Genomic DNA, 15,949 nt, shown 5'->3' on the forward strand with positions numbered 1-15,949 from the left:
GCGGCCCCGCCCCAGCTTATTCGCCCCCACACGCCCGTGCGCGCCGCCACCCGGTCGAGGGTGACGGCCCGCACGCGCCCGCCGGTCCGGGAACAGCCGCGAAGTCAGTCCGGGTCGCAGGCCATCGGGCCGATCATGTCTGCCAGTACGGTCCGCCGGTCCTCTCCGGGGCGTGGCCGGAGGGGGTGGGCCAGGCGGGTGCTGTCGTAGTGCCAGCGGTGATCGAGGTCCTGGGGGACGGCGCCGGTCTCGTGGAAGTCCGCACGGGCGTCGAGCAGTTCCGTGAGGTCGCGTGCGAGGTCGTGCCAGGAGACGTGGCCGCTGCACACATTGGCGACTCCGTGTACGGGCCGGTCCAGGCACTCGGCCACCGCGCGGGCCAGGGCGGCCGCGTGCACCCAGGCAGCTCCGTACCAGCCGTGGCCGCCCGTACCGGGACGCGGCAGCGCGATCGGCCGGCCCTGGCGGGCGGACTGGAAGAGCGTGCCGATGGCGCCCCAGCGCAGCTGTTCGCGCAGCCGGTCGTGCGCGCCCCAGACGATCGGTGACCGCAGGGCGCTCGCGCCCCCGCGTCCCTCGGTCCCCGCCGCGCGCAGCACCATGGCCTCGCAGTCGAGCTTGGCCTTCCCGTACGGGCTGACGGGCTCGTGGGGCGGGGTCTCCTCCGTGACCTGGTCCGTACGGGGCTGCCCGTAGGCGTCGACGCTGCTGACGAAGACGAACGGCCCGCGCCGCCAGGCGTCGACCATCGCCTCCGTCGCGGCCAGGTCCACGTCGTGGCGGGTGAAGGTGCAGGCGGCGTGGACCACTGCATCGGCCTGTGCGACGGCTTCCCGCAGACCTGCCGGGTCGGCGAGGTCGCCTTCGATGACGTCGACGCCCTCGGTGGTGATCAGGTGGGCGGACTCGGACCGGGCCAGCGCCAGTACCGGACGTCCCCGGGCGGCGAGTTCACGGACGACGAACGCACCCACGCCGCCCGTCGCGCCGGTGACCAGCACCGTGCCCGGGCGGACGTCCCGGGAGCGGGGAGCCGGCCGGCGCAGGGCACGGGCGGCGCTCTGGCGTGCCGCCCGCTCGTCGAGGAGCGCGGTCAGGGCCCGGGGCGTACGGGCCTGGAGCACGTCGAGGCCCGTGAGGGGCAGTGCGAGGGCCGTCCGCAGCCGTTCGGCGAGCTGTACGGCCTTGAGGGAGTGGCCGCCGAGGGCGAAGAAGTCGTCGTCCGGCGAGGGGGCGGGACCGAGGACGGCCGTAAAGGCCTCCCGGACCGCTTCGGCGCGGGGGCCGGACGGTGCGCTCGGCCCGGGCAGTCCGGGCAGCCGCGCCCGGTCGAGCAGCCCGCCGGCCGTGCGCGGGAGCGCGTCGAGGAGCGTGACCGCGGCGGGTACGGCCTCGGGCGCAAGCGATCGGCGCAGCAGGCCGAGCAGTTCGTGGCCGCATGGGCCGATGCCGTCGTGCAGGACGGCGTACGCCACGGCCGGCCCCTGCGCGGGCCGGACCACGACGGCGTCGGCGACTTCCGGGTGGGCCCGCAGGGCCTGCGCGGCCGGGTGGCGGTCGCCGGGATCCGGGCTGCTGCTCCCGGTGGCCGGCGCGGGCCCGGCGGTGGCCGTGGTGGGCCCGGCCGTGGCCGTGGTGGGCCCGGCCGTGGCCGTGGTGGGCCCGGCCGTGGCCGTGGTGGGCCCGGCCGTGGCCGTGGTGGGCCGGTCCGCGGGCTGGGGCGGAGCATCGGACACGCCGCCCGTGCCCTCCCGGTGGCCCCGGCCGTGGTGCGGTGACGGCAGGGGCAGGTCGGCCAGGACGAGTTCCGGGTCGGCCGCCACCGCGTGCAGCAGGGCCGCGTAGTCCCGCACGGCCGCCTCCGCCACCGTGTCGTCCAGCGCGTTCGCGTCGTACTGGACGAGGGCCTGGGGCGGTGCGGCTGCGTCGCCCGGCCCCAGGCCGTACGAAAGGGTGAACTTCGCGGCGTCGGAGGGGATGTCGACGTACTCGGCCGACGTACCGGGCAGCCGGAGGACCGTCGGCTCGCCGAGGAGGGCCGAGGTGACGCGCACCAGCGCGGTTCCGTCGGCTCCGCGTGCCCGATCGCCGAGACGTTCGAGGAGCAGGTCGAAGGGGATGTGCCGGTGGCGCTGGGCTTCGAGGAGGGCGTCGTTCACCCGTTCCAGCAGCTGGGAGAAGGTCGGGGCACCGGAGGCGTCGACCCGTACGGGCAGGGTGTTGACGCACAGGCCGACCAGCGCGCGCATGGCGCTTCCGCTGCGGTGGGTGCTCGCCACGCCGATGACGAGGTCGTCGTCGCCGGTGAGGCGGTGCAGCGCGGCGAAGGCGGCCGTGAGCGACACGGCGAAGGGTGTGGCGCTGTGCTGTGCGCCCAGCGTCCGCAGGGCGTCCGGCACGTGGGGCGCGAGGGCCGCGCTGCGTGCGGCCGCGGTGGCGCGAGCGGACGTGCGCGGCGTGGCCGCCGCCGTCGGACGGGGCAGGCGTGGCGGGGCTGCCCCGGCCAGCAGGTCGCTCCAGTGCTTCAGTTCCGTCTCGTGGCCGGGCAGGGCGGCGTGTTCGCGGCGTGCGTGGTCGGCGTACTGCGGCGGTGCGGCAAGGGTGTGCGGGCCCGCTTCCCCGGCGTACTCGGCGTAGAGGACGGCGAGTTCGCCGGCCACCGTCTCCAGCGAGGCTCCGTCCACGGCGATGTGGTGGAACGTCAGCAGCAGGGTGTGGTCCTGCGGGCCGTGGCGCAGGACGAGTGCCCGTACGGAGTCGCCCGCCGCCAGGTCGAACGGCCGGGCCGTCTCGCGCCGGAGCAGCTCCGGGGTGTGTGCCGGGTCGGCATCGGCGACGTGGACGGGCACCGTGGGCGGCACGGGGAGCACCTCCTGACGGGGTTCGCCGTCGCGCTCCAGATAGCGGGTGCGGAGGATGCCGTGCCGGGCCACCAGGGAGGTGAGGGCGGAGGCGAAGGCGGCCACGTCCAGCGGGCCTCGAAGGCGCGTGGCGAAGGGTACGTGGTACGAGTCGCCCGCGCCGCCGAGCCGCTCCATCAGCCACATGCGGCGCTGAGCGCGGGAGAGGGGGACGCCCGCGGCGTGCGCGACGGCGTCCCGGGGTGCGTCGTGGCCCACGTGACCGTCGTGGCGGCCGACCCCCGTGTCCGCACCGGTGGCTGCGGAGGGCTCGGCTTTCGCACGGTGGGCGGTTCCGGCGCGGGCGCGGCGCAGCAGTTCCCGCTGGAGTCGGTCGCGGCGGTCGTGGGCCGCGGAGTCGGTGTCAGTGGACATCGCCGTGCTCCGGGGTCTCGGGGTGCAGGTCTCGGTGGGCGTCCAGGAGTGCGCGTTCGACCAGCGCGGCCTGCGCGGCGACGCTGGGGGCGGCGAAGAAGTCCGCGAGGGAGATCTCCACGCCCAGTTCCTCGCGCAGGTCCTCGGTGACGACGAGGGCGAGGAGTGAATGGCCGCCGAGGAGGAGGAACTCGGCGTCGGCGCTGGTGACCTCGATGCCCAGTGCCTGGCCCCACACCTCGGCGACGGCCTGTTCCAGCGGTGTCATCGGCGCAGCGGGCTCGGCGGCGGGCCGCTCCTCGGCGGCACGTGCCCGTCCGGTGAGGGCACGCCGGTCGACCTTGCCGGCCGGGGTGAGGGGCAGCCGCTCCAGCAGCGTGACCGTGTCGGGAACCAGGTGGGCGGGCAGTGACGCGGTGAGCCGCTCACGGAGCGCGGCGCCGGACGGCGCGGGGCCGGGCGCGGCGACGACGAACGCGACCAGGCGCGCCCCGGGGGTTCCGGCGCAGTCGACGGTGACGGCGGCGTCGTCCACGTGCGGCTGCTCGCGGAGCGCGTATTCGACCTCGGCGGGTTCGACGCGGAAGCCGCGGACCTTCACCTGGTCGTCGTTGCGGCCGTGGAACCGCAGGACGCCGTCGGATCGGCGGGAGACGATGTCGCCCGTACGGTAGAGCCGCCGGCCGTCGGCATGCACGACGAACCGTTCGGCGGTGAGTTCGGGCAGGCCGGTGTACCCGTGGGCGAGCCTGCTGCCGCCGACCCACAGTTCGCCCCGCTCGCCGTCGGCCACCTCGCGGCCCTCGGCGTCCAGGATGTGCGCGGTGGCCCCGGCGATGGGCCTGCCGATCGGTATCGGCGCCCGGCAGTCCCGCTCGGTGACCCGGTGCGCGGTCGCGAACGTGGTCGTCTCGGTCGGCCCGTATCCGTTGACGAGCTCCAGCCACGGGAAGGCGCCGAGCACGTCGCGTGCCGGCGCGGCGGCCATCGCCTCGCCTCCGACGACGACCGAGCGGAGCTGCGCGAAGACGCGGGAGCGGCGCGCGGCGAGCTGGTGGAAGAGGGCGGTGGTGAAGAACGCCACCGTCACGCCATGCCGTTCGACGTGCCGGGCGAGGTCCTCCAGTGAGGGCCGCTGCTCGGTGCAGACGACGACCGCGGCGCCGTTGGCGAGCGCGGCCCAGACTTCGAACGTCGAGGCGTCGAAGGTCATGGGCGAGTGGAACAGGACGCGGTCGCGGCTGGTGAGGGTGACGTAGTCGGGCGCGGTGACCAGCTCGGCTATCGCACGGTGCGGTACGAGGACGCCCTTGGGGCGACCGGTCGAGCCGGAGGTGAACATGATGAACGCCGGGCCGTCCGGGTCGGACTCGTCGGCCGGTCGGCCGGTCGTCAGCGGCTCCTCGGGCAGGGCGAGGACGGGGCCGGGGAGCGCGGCCGCGTCCAGCAGTTTCGCGTCGCCGACGGTGAGTTTCACCTGCGCGTCGGCGATCACCGCCTCGGTTCGCGGCCGGGGCTGGGCCGGATCGAGGGGCACGCACACGGCTCCGGCCAGCCAGAGCCCGAGCTGCGCCACGACGGTGCGGTACGACCGCGCCGTCAGCAGCGCCACGCGGTCCCCGCGGACCACTTCGTGCTCGCGCAGGCGAGCGGCGAGCGCGCGGCCCGACCGCAGGAGCTGGTGGTAGGTGAGGGTGGTGTCGCCGTCCACGACGGCGAGCGCGTCGGGAGTGCGTTCGGCGTGCCGGGCGACGAGTGCCGGCAGGGTGAAAGCCGGTATGGGTGCGGGTGCGGGTGCGGGTGCCGGTATGGGTGCGGGTGCGGGTGCGGGGCCGGTGTCATGGGTGCTGCGTGTGCCGGGAGCCGCTTGCGGGGCGGCGGGCGAAGGGATGGTGGGCTGGAGAGGGGTGGCGGACGTCATGTCAGGCTCCTTCCGGTCGCGGGGTCCGGCGACGGTCGATGAGGGCGGCGAGGGCGCGCAGGTCGTGGCTGCGCAGCAGCTCCGGGGCGCGCAGGCGCACTCCGGTATCGCCTTCGACGACGGCCAGCAGCCGTGCGACGTCGATGGAGGTGCCGCCGGCGTCGGTGAAGTTGTCGCCGAGACCGATGCCGGACCGGCCGAGGAGGTCGCGCACGGCCGTCAGCACGAGCCGCTCGGTGGCCGTGGTGGCGGCGTCCGTGAGGTCGTCCGTGGCGGCCCGCAGCGCCCCGGACACCTGGGCCTGGTCCTGGGCCTGGTCCTGGATCCGAACCTGGTCCTGTTCCCGGGCGGCCAGGGCGGGTCGGTCCACCTTGCCGTTGGCGTCGAGCGGGAAGCCGTCGACGATCCGTACGGCGGCGGGCACGGCCTGCTCCGGGAGCCAGGAGCGGACGGCGTCGAGGAGCTCCGCGGGCGCGGGTTCGCAGCCGTTCGCCGTCCGTACGTGTGCGACGAGGCGGACGTGGCCGGTGCCGTCGCGCAGCACGGTGACGACGGCGGTGCGCACGCGGGGATCCTGCTCGAATGCGGCTTCCACCTCGGCCGGTTCGATCCGTACGCCGCTGACCTTCACCTGGTCGTCGAGGCGGCCGAGGAAGTCCAGGCTGCCGTCGGGGTTCATCCGTACCCGGTCGCCGGTGCGGTAGAGGCGGTCGAGGGCGGGCATCGCCAGGTCCGGCGGGGGCGGGGCGAACCGGCGTGCGGTGAGTTCCGCGTCGAGGTAGCCGAGGGCCAGGCAGTGGCCTCCGACGCGCAGTTCGCCGTCCTCCCCGCGGGCGACGGGGTGGCCTTGGGCGTCCGTGACGACGAGGGTGACGCCCGGCAGCGCGGTGCCGATGGGCGGCGGGGCCTGGTCGCCGGCCTCCGGGTCCGTGGCCCGCATGGCGTGGGCCGTGGTGAGGACGGTGGCCTCCGCGGGTCCGTAGGCGTTGTGGACGGTCGCGGTGACGTCGGCGCCGGGGCGGCGGCGCATCCGGTCGCCGCCGACGACGAGGTGGCGCAGCTTCAGGCCCTGCGGCCACGGCCGGTCCAGCAGCGGTTCGACGGTGGGAGTGGCCGCCACGGCGTGGGTGAGGGCGGTGTCGCGCCACCAGTCGGTGAGTACCTGCGAATCCCAGCGGGTGTCGTCCGGGGCGGGGACGAGGGCGGCGCCCGAGGTCAGGGCGGCCCACAGTTCCAGCAGATGCGGGTCGAAGGCGACGCCTATCAGCAGGGACTGGCGGTCGCCCGGTGCGAGGCCGGTCTCGGCGCGGTACCAGTCCAGGGCGACGGAGAGCGAGGGCTCCGCCACCGCCACCGCCTTGGGGCGGCCGGTGGAACCGGAGGTGAGGACGGCGTACAGGGCGCCTTCGGGTGCGCGCCGGGTGCCGCGGACGGTGCCGGCGAAGGCCGCGACCGCGGCGGCGGGCGCGTTGACGCCGTCGGTGGGCAGCAGCAGGGGCACGTGCTCGCCGCCCCGGTAGTCCTCGGGCAGGACTGCGGCGTCGGCGATGAGGCAGGCGACATCGAGGTCTTCGGTGACGGCCCGGATACGGCGTTCGCCGGGGCGGGGGCCGAGCGGCAGGTAGACGGCGCCGATCCGGGCGAGTGCGACGGCGGTCACCACCAGGGCGGTGGACCGGTCGAGGCAGACGCCGACCAGGTCACCGGGCCGGACTCGGTCGGCCAGGTCCTTGGCGGCCAGTGCGGCCGCCGCGTCGAGGTCCTGGTACGTCCAGATGCCCGTGCCGTCGATCACTGCCGGGGCCTTCGGGGTGCGCCGGGCCCACTCCTCGAAGCGGGCGAGCACACGCGTCGGTTCGGCGGCGGGGCCGTGGGCGACGCTCTGCCCGGTGCCGGTGCCGGTGCCGGTGCCGGTGTTGGCGTTGTTGTTGGCGCCGGCGCCAGCGCTGGTACGGGTTCCGCTACGGGTGCTGCGCGACGCGGAGTCGGCGGCGGGCATGGCGGGCGCGGTCGGGGGCTGGGTCATCACGACTCCGTGGAGGTGGCAGTGGTGGCGAGGGCCTCGGCCTGGTCGGCGAGGACGGGGTGGCGGAAGAGCACCCTCAACGGCGGGCGCACACCCAGCCGGGGCTCCAGCCAGGCGGCCAGCTCGGCGGCCAGCAGGGAATGGCCCCCGCTGTGGAAGAAGTGCGAGCGGGCGTCGAACCGGCCGTGGCCGAGGACCTTGCGCCAGCCTTCCGCGAGCAGAGCCGTCATCGGGTCGTCGGAAACCGGGGTGGTCGCGGCCCCGGCGTCGGTACCCGTACCGGTACCGGACGCGGACCCGCTGCCGTGTGCCGACCCGCTGCCGTCGGGCCCGGTTCCGGGCCCGGCCTGGGTGCCGGTGCCGGCTTCGGTGCCGGTGCCGGGCTCGGTGCCGGTGCCGACCGCCGCGGTGCCGTCGGGGTCGAGCGCGGCGGCCCGCCGGGACAGCGTCGTACGGTCGGGCTTGCCGCCGGCGAGGGTCGGCATGCTGTCCAGCCGTGCCCACCGGGCCGGCACGAGGGGGGCGGGCAGGCGGCGGCCCAGCTCGGAGTGGAGCGCCTTCTCGTCGAAGGCCGCGCCGCCGGGTCCGTCTTCGAGGAAACCGACGAGTCGGGGCCCGCCGGGGCCCTCCCGGTCCAGGACGACGGCGCAGGAGCGTCCGCCCAGCACCGCGGACGCCGCCGCCTCGATCTCCTCCAGCTCGATGCGGTGACCGCGCAGCTTGATCTGGTTGTCGCGTCGGCCGAGGAAGAACAGCAGGCCGTCCAGGCCGCGGTAGCCGAGGTCTCCGGTGAGGTAGACCCGCTCCCCGTCGAGCGCGTCGAGGGTGACGAACCGGGCGGCCGTGGCATCGGCATTGCCCGCGTACCCCTCGGCGAGGCCCGGCCCGGCGACGGCGAGTTCACCGACCGCGCCGGCCGGCAGGGGGCGGTGGTGGGCGTCCAGGACGAGGACCCGCTCGCCCGGGAACTCGGTGCCCAGGGGGATCTCCGTGCCTTCGGCGAGGGAGTCGCGGGCGACCTCGTGAACGGTCGAGCTGATGGCGGCCTCGGTGACTCCGTACACGTTGAGCACGGTGGCGTCGGTGTCGGCGAGGACCCCGCGCAGGGCGGTCGCGGGGAGGCGTTCGCCGCCGAGGACCAGGAGCCTGGGCGCCCAGCTCCCGTCCCGCAGCGCGGGCCGCAGGTCCTCGCGGACGGCGAGGAAGTAGCTGGTGGGCAGGTTGGCGACGGTGACCTGGTGGGACACCAGCAGTCCGGCGAGTTCGGCGCCCGTGGGCACCTCGTACGCCGGCAGGACCAGGCACGCGCCGGCGTGCAGGGTCGGCAGTACTTCCTCCAGCGACACGTCGAAGGAGGGCTGGGCGAACATCAGGACCCGGTCCGAGGGGGTGAGGCCGAACCGGTCGGCGGCCGATGTCATGTGGTGCGCCAGCGCCGCGGGACCGACGGCGACCGCCTTCGGTGTCCCCGTGGATCCGGAGGTGTGGATGACGTACGCCGTGCCGGGAAGTACGGCGGCTGCGTGCGCGGGAGGCAGTACCGGGGCGTCGGTCCGGGCGGTCGGCAGCGCCCCCGGCAGTTCCGGCGCGTCGTCACCGGTGAGGACCAGCGCCGGGGAGAGCCGCTCCAGCAGCAGGGCTAGCCGGGCCGGCGGGTCCGACGGGGACAGCGGGCAGTAGACGGCGCCGGTGCGCAGGCAGGCGAGCAGGGCGACGACCGAGTCGGTCCCGCGGGGCAGTACCGCGGCCACCGGCAGGCCGGGCGTCACACCGGCCGTGCGCAGTCGCCGGGCGAGCGAGCCCACCTGCTCGTCGAGTTCGCCGTAGGTGAGGTGGCGGGCGCCGCACTGCAGTGCGGGCAGCGAGGGGTCGTGCGCGGCTACGGGGTCCAGCGGATCACGGTCGGCCGGAACGGGCAGCGGCGCGGCTGCGGGCTGAACGAGGGTCGGTTCCAGATCGGCCAGTGGCGTCTCGGGGTCGTCGAGGTAGGCGCGCAGCAGGCCCAGGAAGCGGCCGGCGAGCAGGCGTGCGACGTCTTCGCCGAAGAGGTCGGCGTCGTAGTCCCAGACCAGGGTCATGCCGGGCGAGCCGTGGCGCGGGGTGACGCCGCGGCGGTCGTCCGGGAGCAGGACCACGTCGAGGTCGAAGCGGGTGGTGCCGGTGTTGAAGCCCTCGAAGAGCGTGACGTCGAGGCCGGGTACGTCGATCTCCGGCAGCGGTGCGTCGTGGGCGCTGAACATGACGGAGAAGAGCGGGTTGTCGGCGCCGGAAGTGTGCATGCCGAGCGCCCGGGTCAGCTCCTGGACGGGTACGTCCTGGTGCGGCAGGGCCCGGATGAGGGTGTCGGTGACCTCGTCCATGGTGTCCTGGGCGGGGGCGGCTGCGTCCAGGGCGAGCGGGAGCGCGATGGTGTTGACGAACATGCCCACGGCGTCCTCGTAGCCGCGGGGGCGGTTGCCGACGGCGGTGCCGATGACCATGCGCGAGCGGCCGCTGTGCCGGCGCAGGAGCTCGGCGAACAGCCCGAGGAGCGTGGCGAAGGGGGTGAGGCCGCGTGCACGGGCGTGCCCGCGCAGGCGTTCGGCGAGGTCGGCACCGATCGTCTGGCGCAGCTGGCCGCCGTGGTGCCTGCGGCGCGCACCGGGGCGGGTCAGGCCCGGCAGTGGCAGGTCGTACTGCCGGTCGCGCAGTTCGGCCCGCCAGAAGTCGAGCGATTCGGGGGCGTACGCGGCCCCTGCACCGGCCTGGGCGCGGACGTGGTCCGCGTACGACGGGGCGGGCGGGAGCTCCAGGGTCTCGCCGAGGACGTGGGCGCGGTAGACGCGGAAGACGTCGTCGAGCAGGATCGCGAACGAGTGTCCGTCGTGGATCAGGTGGTGTTCCACGTGGATCAGCCGGTGGTGCTGCCCGGCCAGTCGCACGAGCGTCCACCGGATCAGCGGTGCTTCGAAGGTGTCGAGCGGGCTCTCGGCCTCCGCCCGCAGGAGCCGGGCGAAAGCCGCCTCGGGGTCCTCTTCCGTGCTGAGGTCGGCCGTGTGCAGTCTCGGCGTACAGAGCGGCGCGACGCGCTGCGCCGGTACGGATCCGGTGGAGGCGACGAGTTCGAGGCGCAGGCCGGGGTGGCGTGCCAAGGTGGCCGCGAGTCCGCGGCGCAGCGCGTCGGTGTCGAGCGTGCCCCACAGGTCCAGTGAGGCCGTGAAGTTGTAGGCGCGACTGCCGGGCTGCATCTGCTCGTGCAGCCAGACGATCTCCTGCGAGGAGGAGAGGGGGAGCATGGGCGATCCCTGGGGTTGTCGGGTGGGTCTCGGTGCCGGTCACGGTCGTGTCGTGTCCGGTGGTCGTGCGGACGGCTTCGCGGGTCGCGCGGTGCCGTGTTCTGCGTGGGGATGCCGTGGGGGGAAGCCTGGATGGTGCGCGGCGGGGTGGCACGGGCGCGCCGGCTCCGCGCGGTGCGGGGAGGGCAGGGGGCGCGGGTGCGGGTGCGCGGGGTCGCGGTCGTGGGCCCCGGCACGCCCGGGGGCGCGCGTCGGACCGGGTGCCGGGGGCGCCGTCGTCGCGGCGTGCGGGTGGTGCCGCGGTGGGACCCGGTCCTGTGACGGCCCGGCGGCGGGGTCACTGCACGGCGTGGTCCGAGGGGCGCAGGGCGCGGGTGAGGGCGTCGAACGCCCGGTGCGCGCTCTCGTCGTCGAGTACCGCCCGGTCCCACACCATCCGCAGGCGGACTTCGGCCCCCTGGGTGACGGAGACGGCGAACGGACCGCGGACCGGTCTTCCCTCGATGTGGACCTCCCGTCCCTCCACACCGGCCAGCCGCAGGGGCGGGCGGCGCGTGTCGTCGTCCACGGTGAGCAGTCCGTCGAGGCCTCCGGTCCAGCCCGAGCCGGCGGCCCGCACGGCGGCCACGACCGCGTCGAACGGTACGTCGGCCCGGTCGAGGTCGTCCCACCACCCGTCGGCCGTCACCTGCGAGGCCGGCCCGTGGCCGGTGTCGAGCGGGCAGACGAGGGTGTTGAGGAAGCAGCCGACGACCGGTTCCGCTCCCCCGGGGCGCCCGCCCCAGGGGTAGCCGAGCGGGACCGCGCGGTCGGGGCCGTACAGCTCGCGGGCCGCGGAGCGGCAGGCGTCGAGCAGTGCGGGGAAGGGCAGGCCGTCGTCGTGCGCGGGCAGCCGGGCCTGCGCGGCGCCGCTGGACCTCGCGCCGTCCGGTAGGCGTGCCGGGCGGGGCGCGGGAGCGTGGGCGTGCACCGCGTGCAGCCGGTCCGTCCAGTACGCGGCGGCTTCGGGCGTCTCCGCCTTCTCCTCGGCGGCGAGTTGGCCGAGGACCGCGTCCCGGTAGGCGGCCGGTTCGGCCTCCGTCTCCTCGGGCGCGGGGCGGCCTCCGGTGGCTTCCTCGGCGTAGGCGGCGCCGAGTTCGTCGACGATCCTTGCCAGTGAGCGCCCGTCGCAGACGGCGTGGTCGAGGACGACGGCCAGGACGTCCTCCTCACGCTCCGCGTCGGGTACGAGGAACAGCCTCAGGGAGGGGCCCTGCGCGTCCCAGGAGGCCAGCGCGCGACGGAGCGCTTCGGCGGGCGACTCCCCCGGTGCGAGGGCGGGCCGGGTCACGCTGACGTCCGGGTCGGTGGTGACGGACAGGACGGGAGTGCCGCGGACGACGGTGGGGCGCGAGCGCAGGGCGGTGTGCCGCGCGGCGAGCCTGCGGGCGGCGGCCCGAAGGCGTTCGGGGTCGACGGTTCCGTGCGGGAACGCGAAGAACATCGGCACCAGGTCGGGGCGTCCCGCCGGGTCCAGCGAACGCACCAGCAGGAAGCGGCGCTGTGCTCCGGTGACCGGCAGCAGGCTGCCGGACCGGTCGCCGGCCACACGTCGGTAGCGGGCCAGGTACTGACTGGTGATGCTGGGCACGTGGTCCTCTCTGTCATGGCCCTGGTCGGGGCCGTCGTCCCGCGGGCGGTGCGCCGGCGGGTGGCGCCCGCGCAGGATCGGCCCCTGCGGCGCGCGTCGTGAACCGGGTCAGCCGGTGGGTGCGGGGGCCGGGCGATCGCCTCCGTCGGGTGCCGCCTTCCCCGGTGTTCCGTGGGCGGCGTCGTCGTCATCCTGCGGAGCGGGCAGGTCCCGCATCCGGCGCAGCGGCGAGAGCAGCAGCGGCAGCGGTACGGCGAGCATGCCGACGGCACACCAGGCGAGCGTCGTGCGCGTCCCGTAGGACTGGGCGAGGGCCCCGCCCAGGAGCGCGCCGAGCGGCAGGGTGCCCCACATGAGGAAGCGCAGGGTGGCGTTCATCCGGCCGAGCAGTCGTGGCGGGCACATGCCTTGGCGGAAGCTGACCTGCGCGACGTTGTAGACGACGGCGCCGAAGGAGACGACCGCCGATCCGGCGGCGAAGAGCAGCGCCCCGGCGACACCGTGCCCGGACAGGGGCCACAGCAGCGCGAACGGGCCGGTCACCAGGAGGGACCAGAGGATGAGCCGCGCTTGCCCCAGCCGTGCGGCGATGCGCCCGGCGCACAGCGCGCCCAGGAGCCCTCCCACGGCAGACGCGGACAGCACCAGCCCCAGGCCGCCCGCCTCGAGCCCGACGACGCGGACGAGGTGCACGGTCTGCGTCGCCATGAGGACGGCCGTACAGAAGTTGGCGAGGCCGGTGGTGAGGGCGATGACGCGGAGCAGCGGGTGGCCGAGGATGAAGCGGACACCCTCGCCGATCTCCTTGCGCAGGGAGCCTCCGGCGACGCGTTCGGGTGTCTCCTCGGCCTTCTCGACGCGCTGGAGGAACAGGGCGGAGAGCAGGTAGCCGATGGCGTCGACGATGACCGCGAAGTGTGCTCCGACGAGTTGGACCAGGCCACCGCCGAGACCGGGGCCGGTCACCTGGGCGGTGGACCGGACCGTTTCCAACGCTCCGTTGGCGGAGACGAGTTGCTCACGGGGCAGGATCTGCGGCAGGTAGCTCTGGTGGGCGACGTCGAAGAACACGGTCGCCACGCCGGTCACGAGCGCGACCGCGTAGAGCTGGGCCATGGTCAGGGCGCCGGCGAGCGCGGCGGCGGGGATGCTCGCCATGGCCGCGGCGCGCACCAGGTCCGCACGGATCATCAGGGGCCGTTTGCGCATGCGGTCGGTGAGGGCCCCGGCAGGGAGCCCCACGAGCAGGAAAGCGGCGGTCTCCGCAGCGGTCAGGAGGCCCACCTGGAAGGCGGGCGCGTCGAGTTCGAGGACGGCCACGAGGGGCAGGGCCACGAGCGTGACCTGGGCGCCGAACTGTCCGGTGGCGGCTCCCGCGAGTAACAGTCGGAAGTCGCGCAAGCGCAGAGGGCCACTGGTGACGGCCTGGGATGTGTCGGACATGTGAAGGACCTTCACCGATCAGACGATCAAGGTCAAAGCAAACCTGTCACTTTCGGACTTCTTTTGCGGCCATTGGGGCAGAGGTCAGGAAAATCTTCGTGCTACCCCGGGTATCTCCGGGTGAATTCCTGTCGATGCTGCACGCGTCGCGGGGCAGGTGGGGCAAGGGAGGACAGAGGGAACACGGAGGCGCCGAGCGACGGCGCTCACCCAGAGCAACTGCTTGCATCCTGACCGAAAACGGACGTAATCCCCGTCGTCCGGCTCCACGGGGTCTCGGCGAGCGTTGGTGCGGGCCTCGCCCCGGCGGTCGAGAGGCTGCTCGCCATCCCGCCGCTCCGGCACTCCGGCGCTGCGACGACCGCACAGCAGGTCCACACCACGGGCGAGCGGACCGGCGGCGGCCGGCGCCCGGGACCGGCGGCGGTGTGGCGAGGCGGACGGGCCGGCGCTGCAGCCCGCCGAAGCGGAACGCCCCCTGCCTCCACCGGCGCTGGGTGCCGTGGACGCGACGGCATCCTGCCACCGCCCGAGGTCGGCCGGACAGAACCCAGACCACCTCGGCGGCCGTCGTACGGTGAATCGCCGTCATGCCCGGGTACGGCATGAACGTCCGCCGGAGGCCGGGGGCTCCGCCTGTCCGCTCAGGTGTCGAGGAGGTGTCCGGTGGTCGCGTCCACGTGGGCGGGGATCTCGTCGTGGCGGTCGCCCACGGTCGGCGTTCCGGTCGGCTCGAAGAGGAGGATCGCGGCGCCGTCCGGCGCGGCGGGCTTGTGCTCCGTACCTGCGGGGACGGTGAAGACCGCACCCCGTGGCAGCACGACCGTGCGCTCGCCCTCGGGCTCGCGCAAGGAAATGTGCAGTTCCCCGTCGAGTACCAGGAAGAACTCGTCGGTGTCGTCGTGAGCGTGCCACAGGTGTTCGCCCTGCACCTTGGCGATCCGGACGTCGTAGTCGTTGACGCGAGCGACGATGCGGGGGCTCCACAGGGCGTCGAAAGAGGCCAGAGCCTTGCTGAGGAGGACGGGTTGGTTGCTCATGGGCTCATCCTGCGCCGTTTTGCCAGGCGGAAGTAAGTGCTAGTAATTGCACATGCCGAATGAATCCTCGCACCACGCTCATGCCGCGGGCGTCCACCGGGTGGTCGTGATCGTGGACGAGAACTCCAACCCCTTCGAGCTCGGCTGCGCGACCGAGGTCTTCGGCCTCCGCAGACCGGAGATCGGCCGCGAGCTCTACGACTTCAGGCTCTGCTCCCCCGAGCCCCGTACGGCGATGCGGGACGGATTCTTCACCCTCACCGGAGTCGCCGGCCTGGAGGCGGCCGACACGGCGGACACATTGATCGTCCCCAACCGCCCCGACGTCGAAGTGCCCCGCAGACCCGCGGTGCTCGACGCCATCCGACGGGCGCACGCCCGCGGCGTCCGCCTGATCGGCTTCTGCAGCGGCGCCTTCACCCTGGCCGAGGCCGGAGTCCTCGACGGGCGCCGGGCCACCGCCCACTGGCAGTGGGCGAATGCCTTCCGCGCCCGCTTCCCCGCTGTCCACCTCGAATCAGACGTACTGTTCGTGGACGACGGCGACATCCTCACCGCCGCGGGAAGCGCGGCCGCACTCGACCTCGGGCTGCACGTGGTGCGCCGCGACCACGGCGCGGAGGTCGCCAACTCCGTGAGCCGGCGACTGGTCTTCGCAGCGCACCGCGACGGCGGGCAGCGGCAGTTCGTGGAGCGCCCCATGCCCGACCTCCCCGACGAATCCCTGTCCCCCGTCCTGGCCTGGGCACAGGAACGGCTCGACGCACCGCTCACCGTCTCCGACCTCGCGGTACGGGCGGCGGTCAGCCCGGCGACGCTGCACCGCCGCTTCCGGGCGCAGCTGGGAACGACCCCCTTGATGTGGCTCACCGGAGAACGGCTCGCCCTGGCATGCCGATTGATCGAGCGGGGCGAGTCACGTTTCGAGATCGTCGCACGCCGAAGCGGGTTGGGCACGGCTGCCAATCTGAGGTCTCTCATGCGCCGCGAGACCGGCATCACTCCCTCGGCGTACAGACGCCGGTTCGGGCCCGAAAAAGGGAACTGACGCAGGGACGCCCGTCCCCGTCCGAAGCGGCTGAAGGATCCGGCCCGGTCGGCAGAGACGGACCCACGCCCGGGGCAAGCACTCCTCACCGGTGGCGCGGCAGGCATCGATGATCTCGGGGGCAGCCGGGCCCGAGGAGCACCCATGCCGCCGGCCGCCGGCCGCTTGTCAAACGGGTCGCACGGGCGGGTCGCCCAGCATCGCGAGTACGTCGCGGACGGTGTTTTCGAAGAGGGGCTCAGGGTCGGTGAGGGCGAAGTCGAGGTGCCCGAAGACCTCGACCGCGACCGC

The 15,949-nt window shown here is 74.4% G+C and carries 8 protein-coding genes; 1 reads left to right on the plus strand and 7 read right to left on the minus strand.

Going from position 1 to position 15,949, the window contains the following annotated elements; genetic code table 11:
- Nucleotides 1–104 precede the first annotated feature (104 nt).
- From ACFXA3_RS01465 to ACFXA3_RS01495, 7 genes are all read right to left on the minus strand, one after another.
- Nucleotides 105–3,275, minus strand: a complete 3,171-nt coding sequence (locus ACFXA3_RS01465; protein WP_385180370.1) for a condensation domain-containing protein — start codon at nucleotides 3,273–3,275, stop codon at nucleotides 105–107.
- Nucleotides 3,265–5,196, minus strand: a complete 1,932-nt coding sequence (locus tag ACFXA3_RS01470) for a non-ribosomal peptide synthetase (protein ID WP_385180373.1) — start codon at nucleotides 5,194–5,196, stop codon at nucleotides 3,265–3,267. The genes ACFXA3_RS01465 and ACFXA3_RS01470 overlap by 11 nt, the downstream gene beginning before the upstream one ends.
- A 1-nt stretch (nucleotide 5,197) precedes the next feature.
- Complete coding sequence (locus ACFXA3_RS01475) at nucleotides 5,198–7,222, minus strand: non-ribosomal peptide synthetase (RefSeq protein WP_385180375.1); 2,025 nt, start codon at nucleotides 7,220–7,222, stop codon at nucleotides 5,198–5,200.
- Complete coding sequence (locus ACFXA3_RS01480; RefSeq protein WP_385180378.1) at nucleotides 7,222–10,497, minus strand: amino acid adenylation domain-containing protein; 3,276 nt, start codon at nucleotides 10,495–10,497, stop codon at nucleotides 7,222–7,224. The genes ACFXA3_RS01475 and ACFXA3_RS01480 overlap by 1 nt, the downstream gene beginning before the upstream one ends.
- Nucleotides 10,498–10,834: 337 nt before the next feature.
- Entirely contained in the window at nucleotides 10,835–12,127 is a 1,293-nt protein-coding gene (locus ACFXA3_RS01485) for a condensation domain-containing protein (protein ID WP_385180381.1), read from the minus strand.
- A 108-nt stretch (nucleotides 12,128–12,235) separates the two neighbouring features.
- The gene (locus ACFXA3_RS01490; RefSeq protein ID WP_385180384.1) at nucleotides 12,236–13,570 is read right to left on the minus strand and encodes an MFS transporter; all 1,335 of its coding nucleotides are present in this window, start codon (nucleotides 13,568–13,570) and stop codon (nucleotides 12,236–12,238) included.
- Between the two features lie 644 nt (nucleotides 13,571–14,214).
- Nucleotides 14,215–14,610 (minus strand): cupin domain-containing protein, encoded by a 396-nt coding sequence (locus ACFXA3_RS01495; protein ID WP_385180387.1) that lies wholly within the window; start codon nucleotides 14,608–14,610, stop codon nucleotides 14,215–14,217.
- A 52-nt stretch (nucleotides 14,611–14,662) separates the two neighbouring features.
- Between ACFXA3_RS01495 and ACFXA3_RS01500 the strand changes: the two genes are divergently transcribed.
- A complete protein-coding gene (locus ACFXA3_RS01500) occupies nucleotides 14,663–15,658 on the plus strand; it encodes a GlxA family transcriptional regulator (RefSeq protein WP_385180389.1) in 996 nt (331 codons plus the stop codon).
- The last annotated feature ends 291 nt before the right edge of the window (nucleotides 15,659–15,949 follow it).

This window comes from Streptomyces sp. NPDC059456 (assembly GCF_042750055.1).
In the GTDB taxonomy this organism is placed as follows: Bacteria; Actinomycetota; Actinomycetes; order Streptomycetales; family Streptomycetaceae; genus Streptomyces.

Excerpts from the sequence above, each read along its gene's own strand:
- ACFXA3_RS01480 (WP_385180378.1), bottom strand. The coding sequence starts at position 10,497 with ATGCTCCCCCTCTCCTCCTCGCAGGAGATCGTCTGGCTGCACGAGCAG.
- ACFXA3_RS01495 (WP_385180387.1), bottom strand. The coding sequence starts at position 14,610 with ATGAGCAACCAACCCGTCCTCCTCAGCAAGGCTCTGGCCTCTTTCGAC.
- ACFXA3_RS01490 (WP_385180384.1), bottom strand. The coding sequence starts at position 13,570 with ATGTCCGACACATCCCAGGCCGTCACCAGTGGCCCTCTGCGCTTGCGC.
- ACFXA3_RS01475 (WP_385180375.1), bottom strand. The coding sequence starts at position 7,222 with ATGACCCAGCCCCCGACCGCGCCCGCCATGCCCGCCGCCGACTCCGCG.
- ACFXA3_RS01470 (WP_385180373.1), bottom strand. The coding sequence starts at position 5,196 with ATGACGTCCGCCACCCCTCTCCAGCCCACCATCCCTTCGCCCGCCGCC.
- ACFXA3_RS01465 (WP_385180370.1), bottom strand. The coding sequence starts at position 3,275 with ATGTCCACTGACACCGACTCCGCGGCCCACGACCGCCGCGACCGACTC.
- ACFXA3_RS01500 (WP_385180389.1), top strand. The coding sequence starts at position 14,663 with ATGCCGAATGAATCCTCGCACCACGCTCATGCCGCGGGCGTCCACCGG.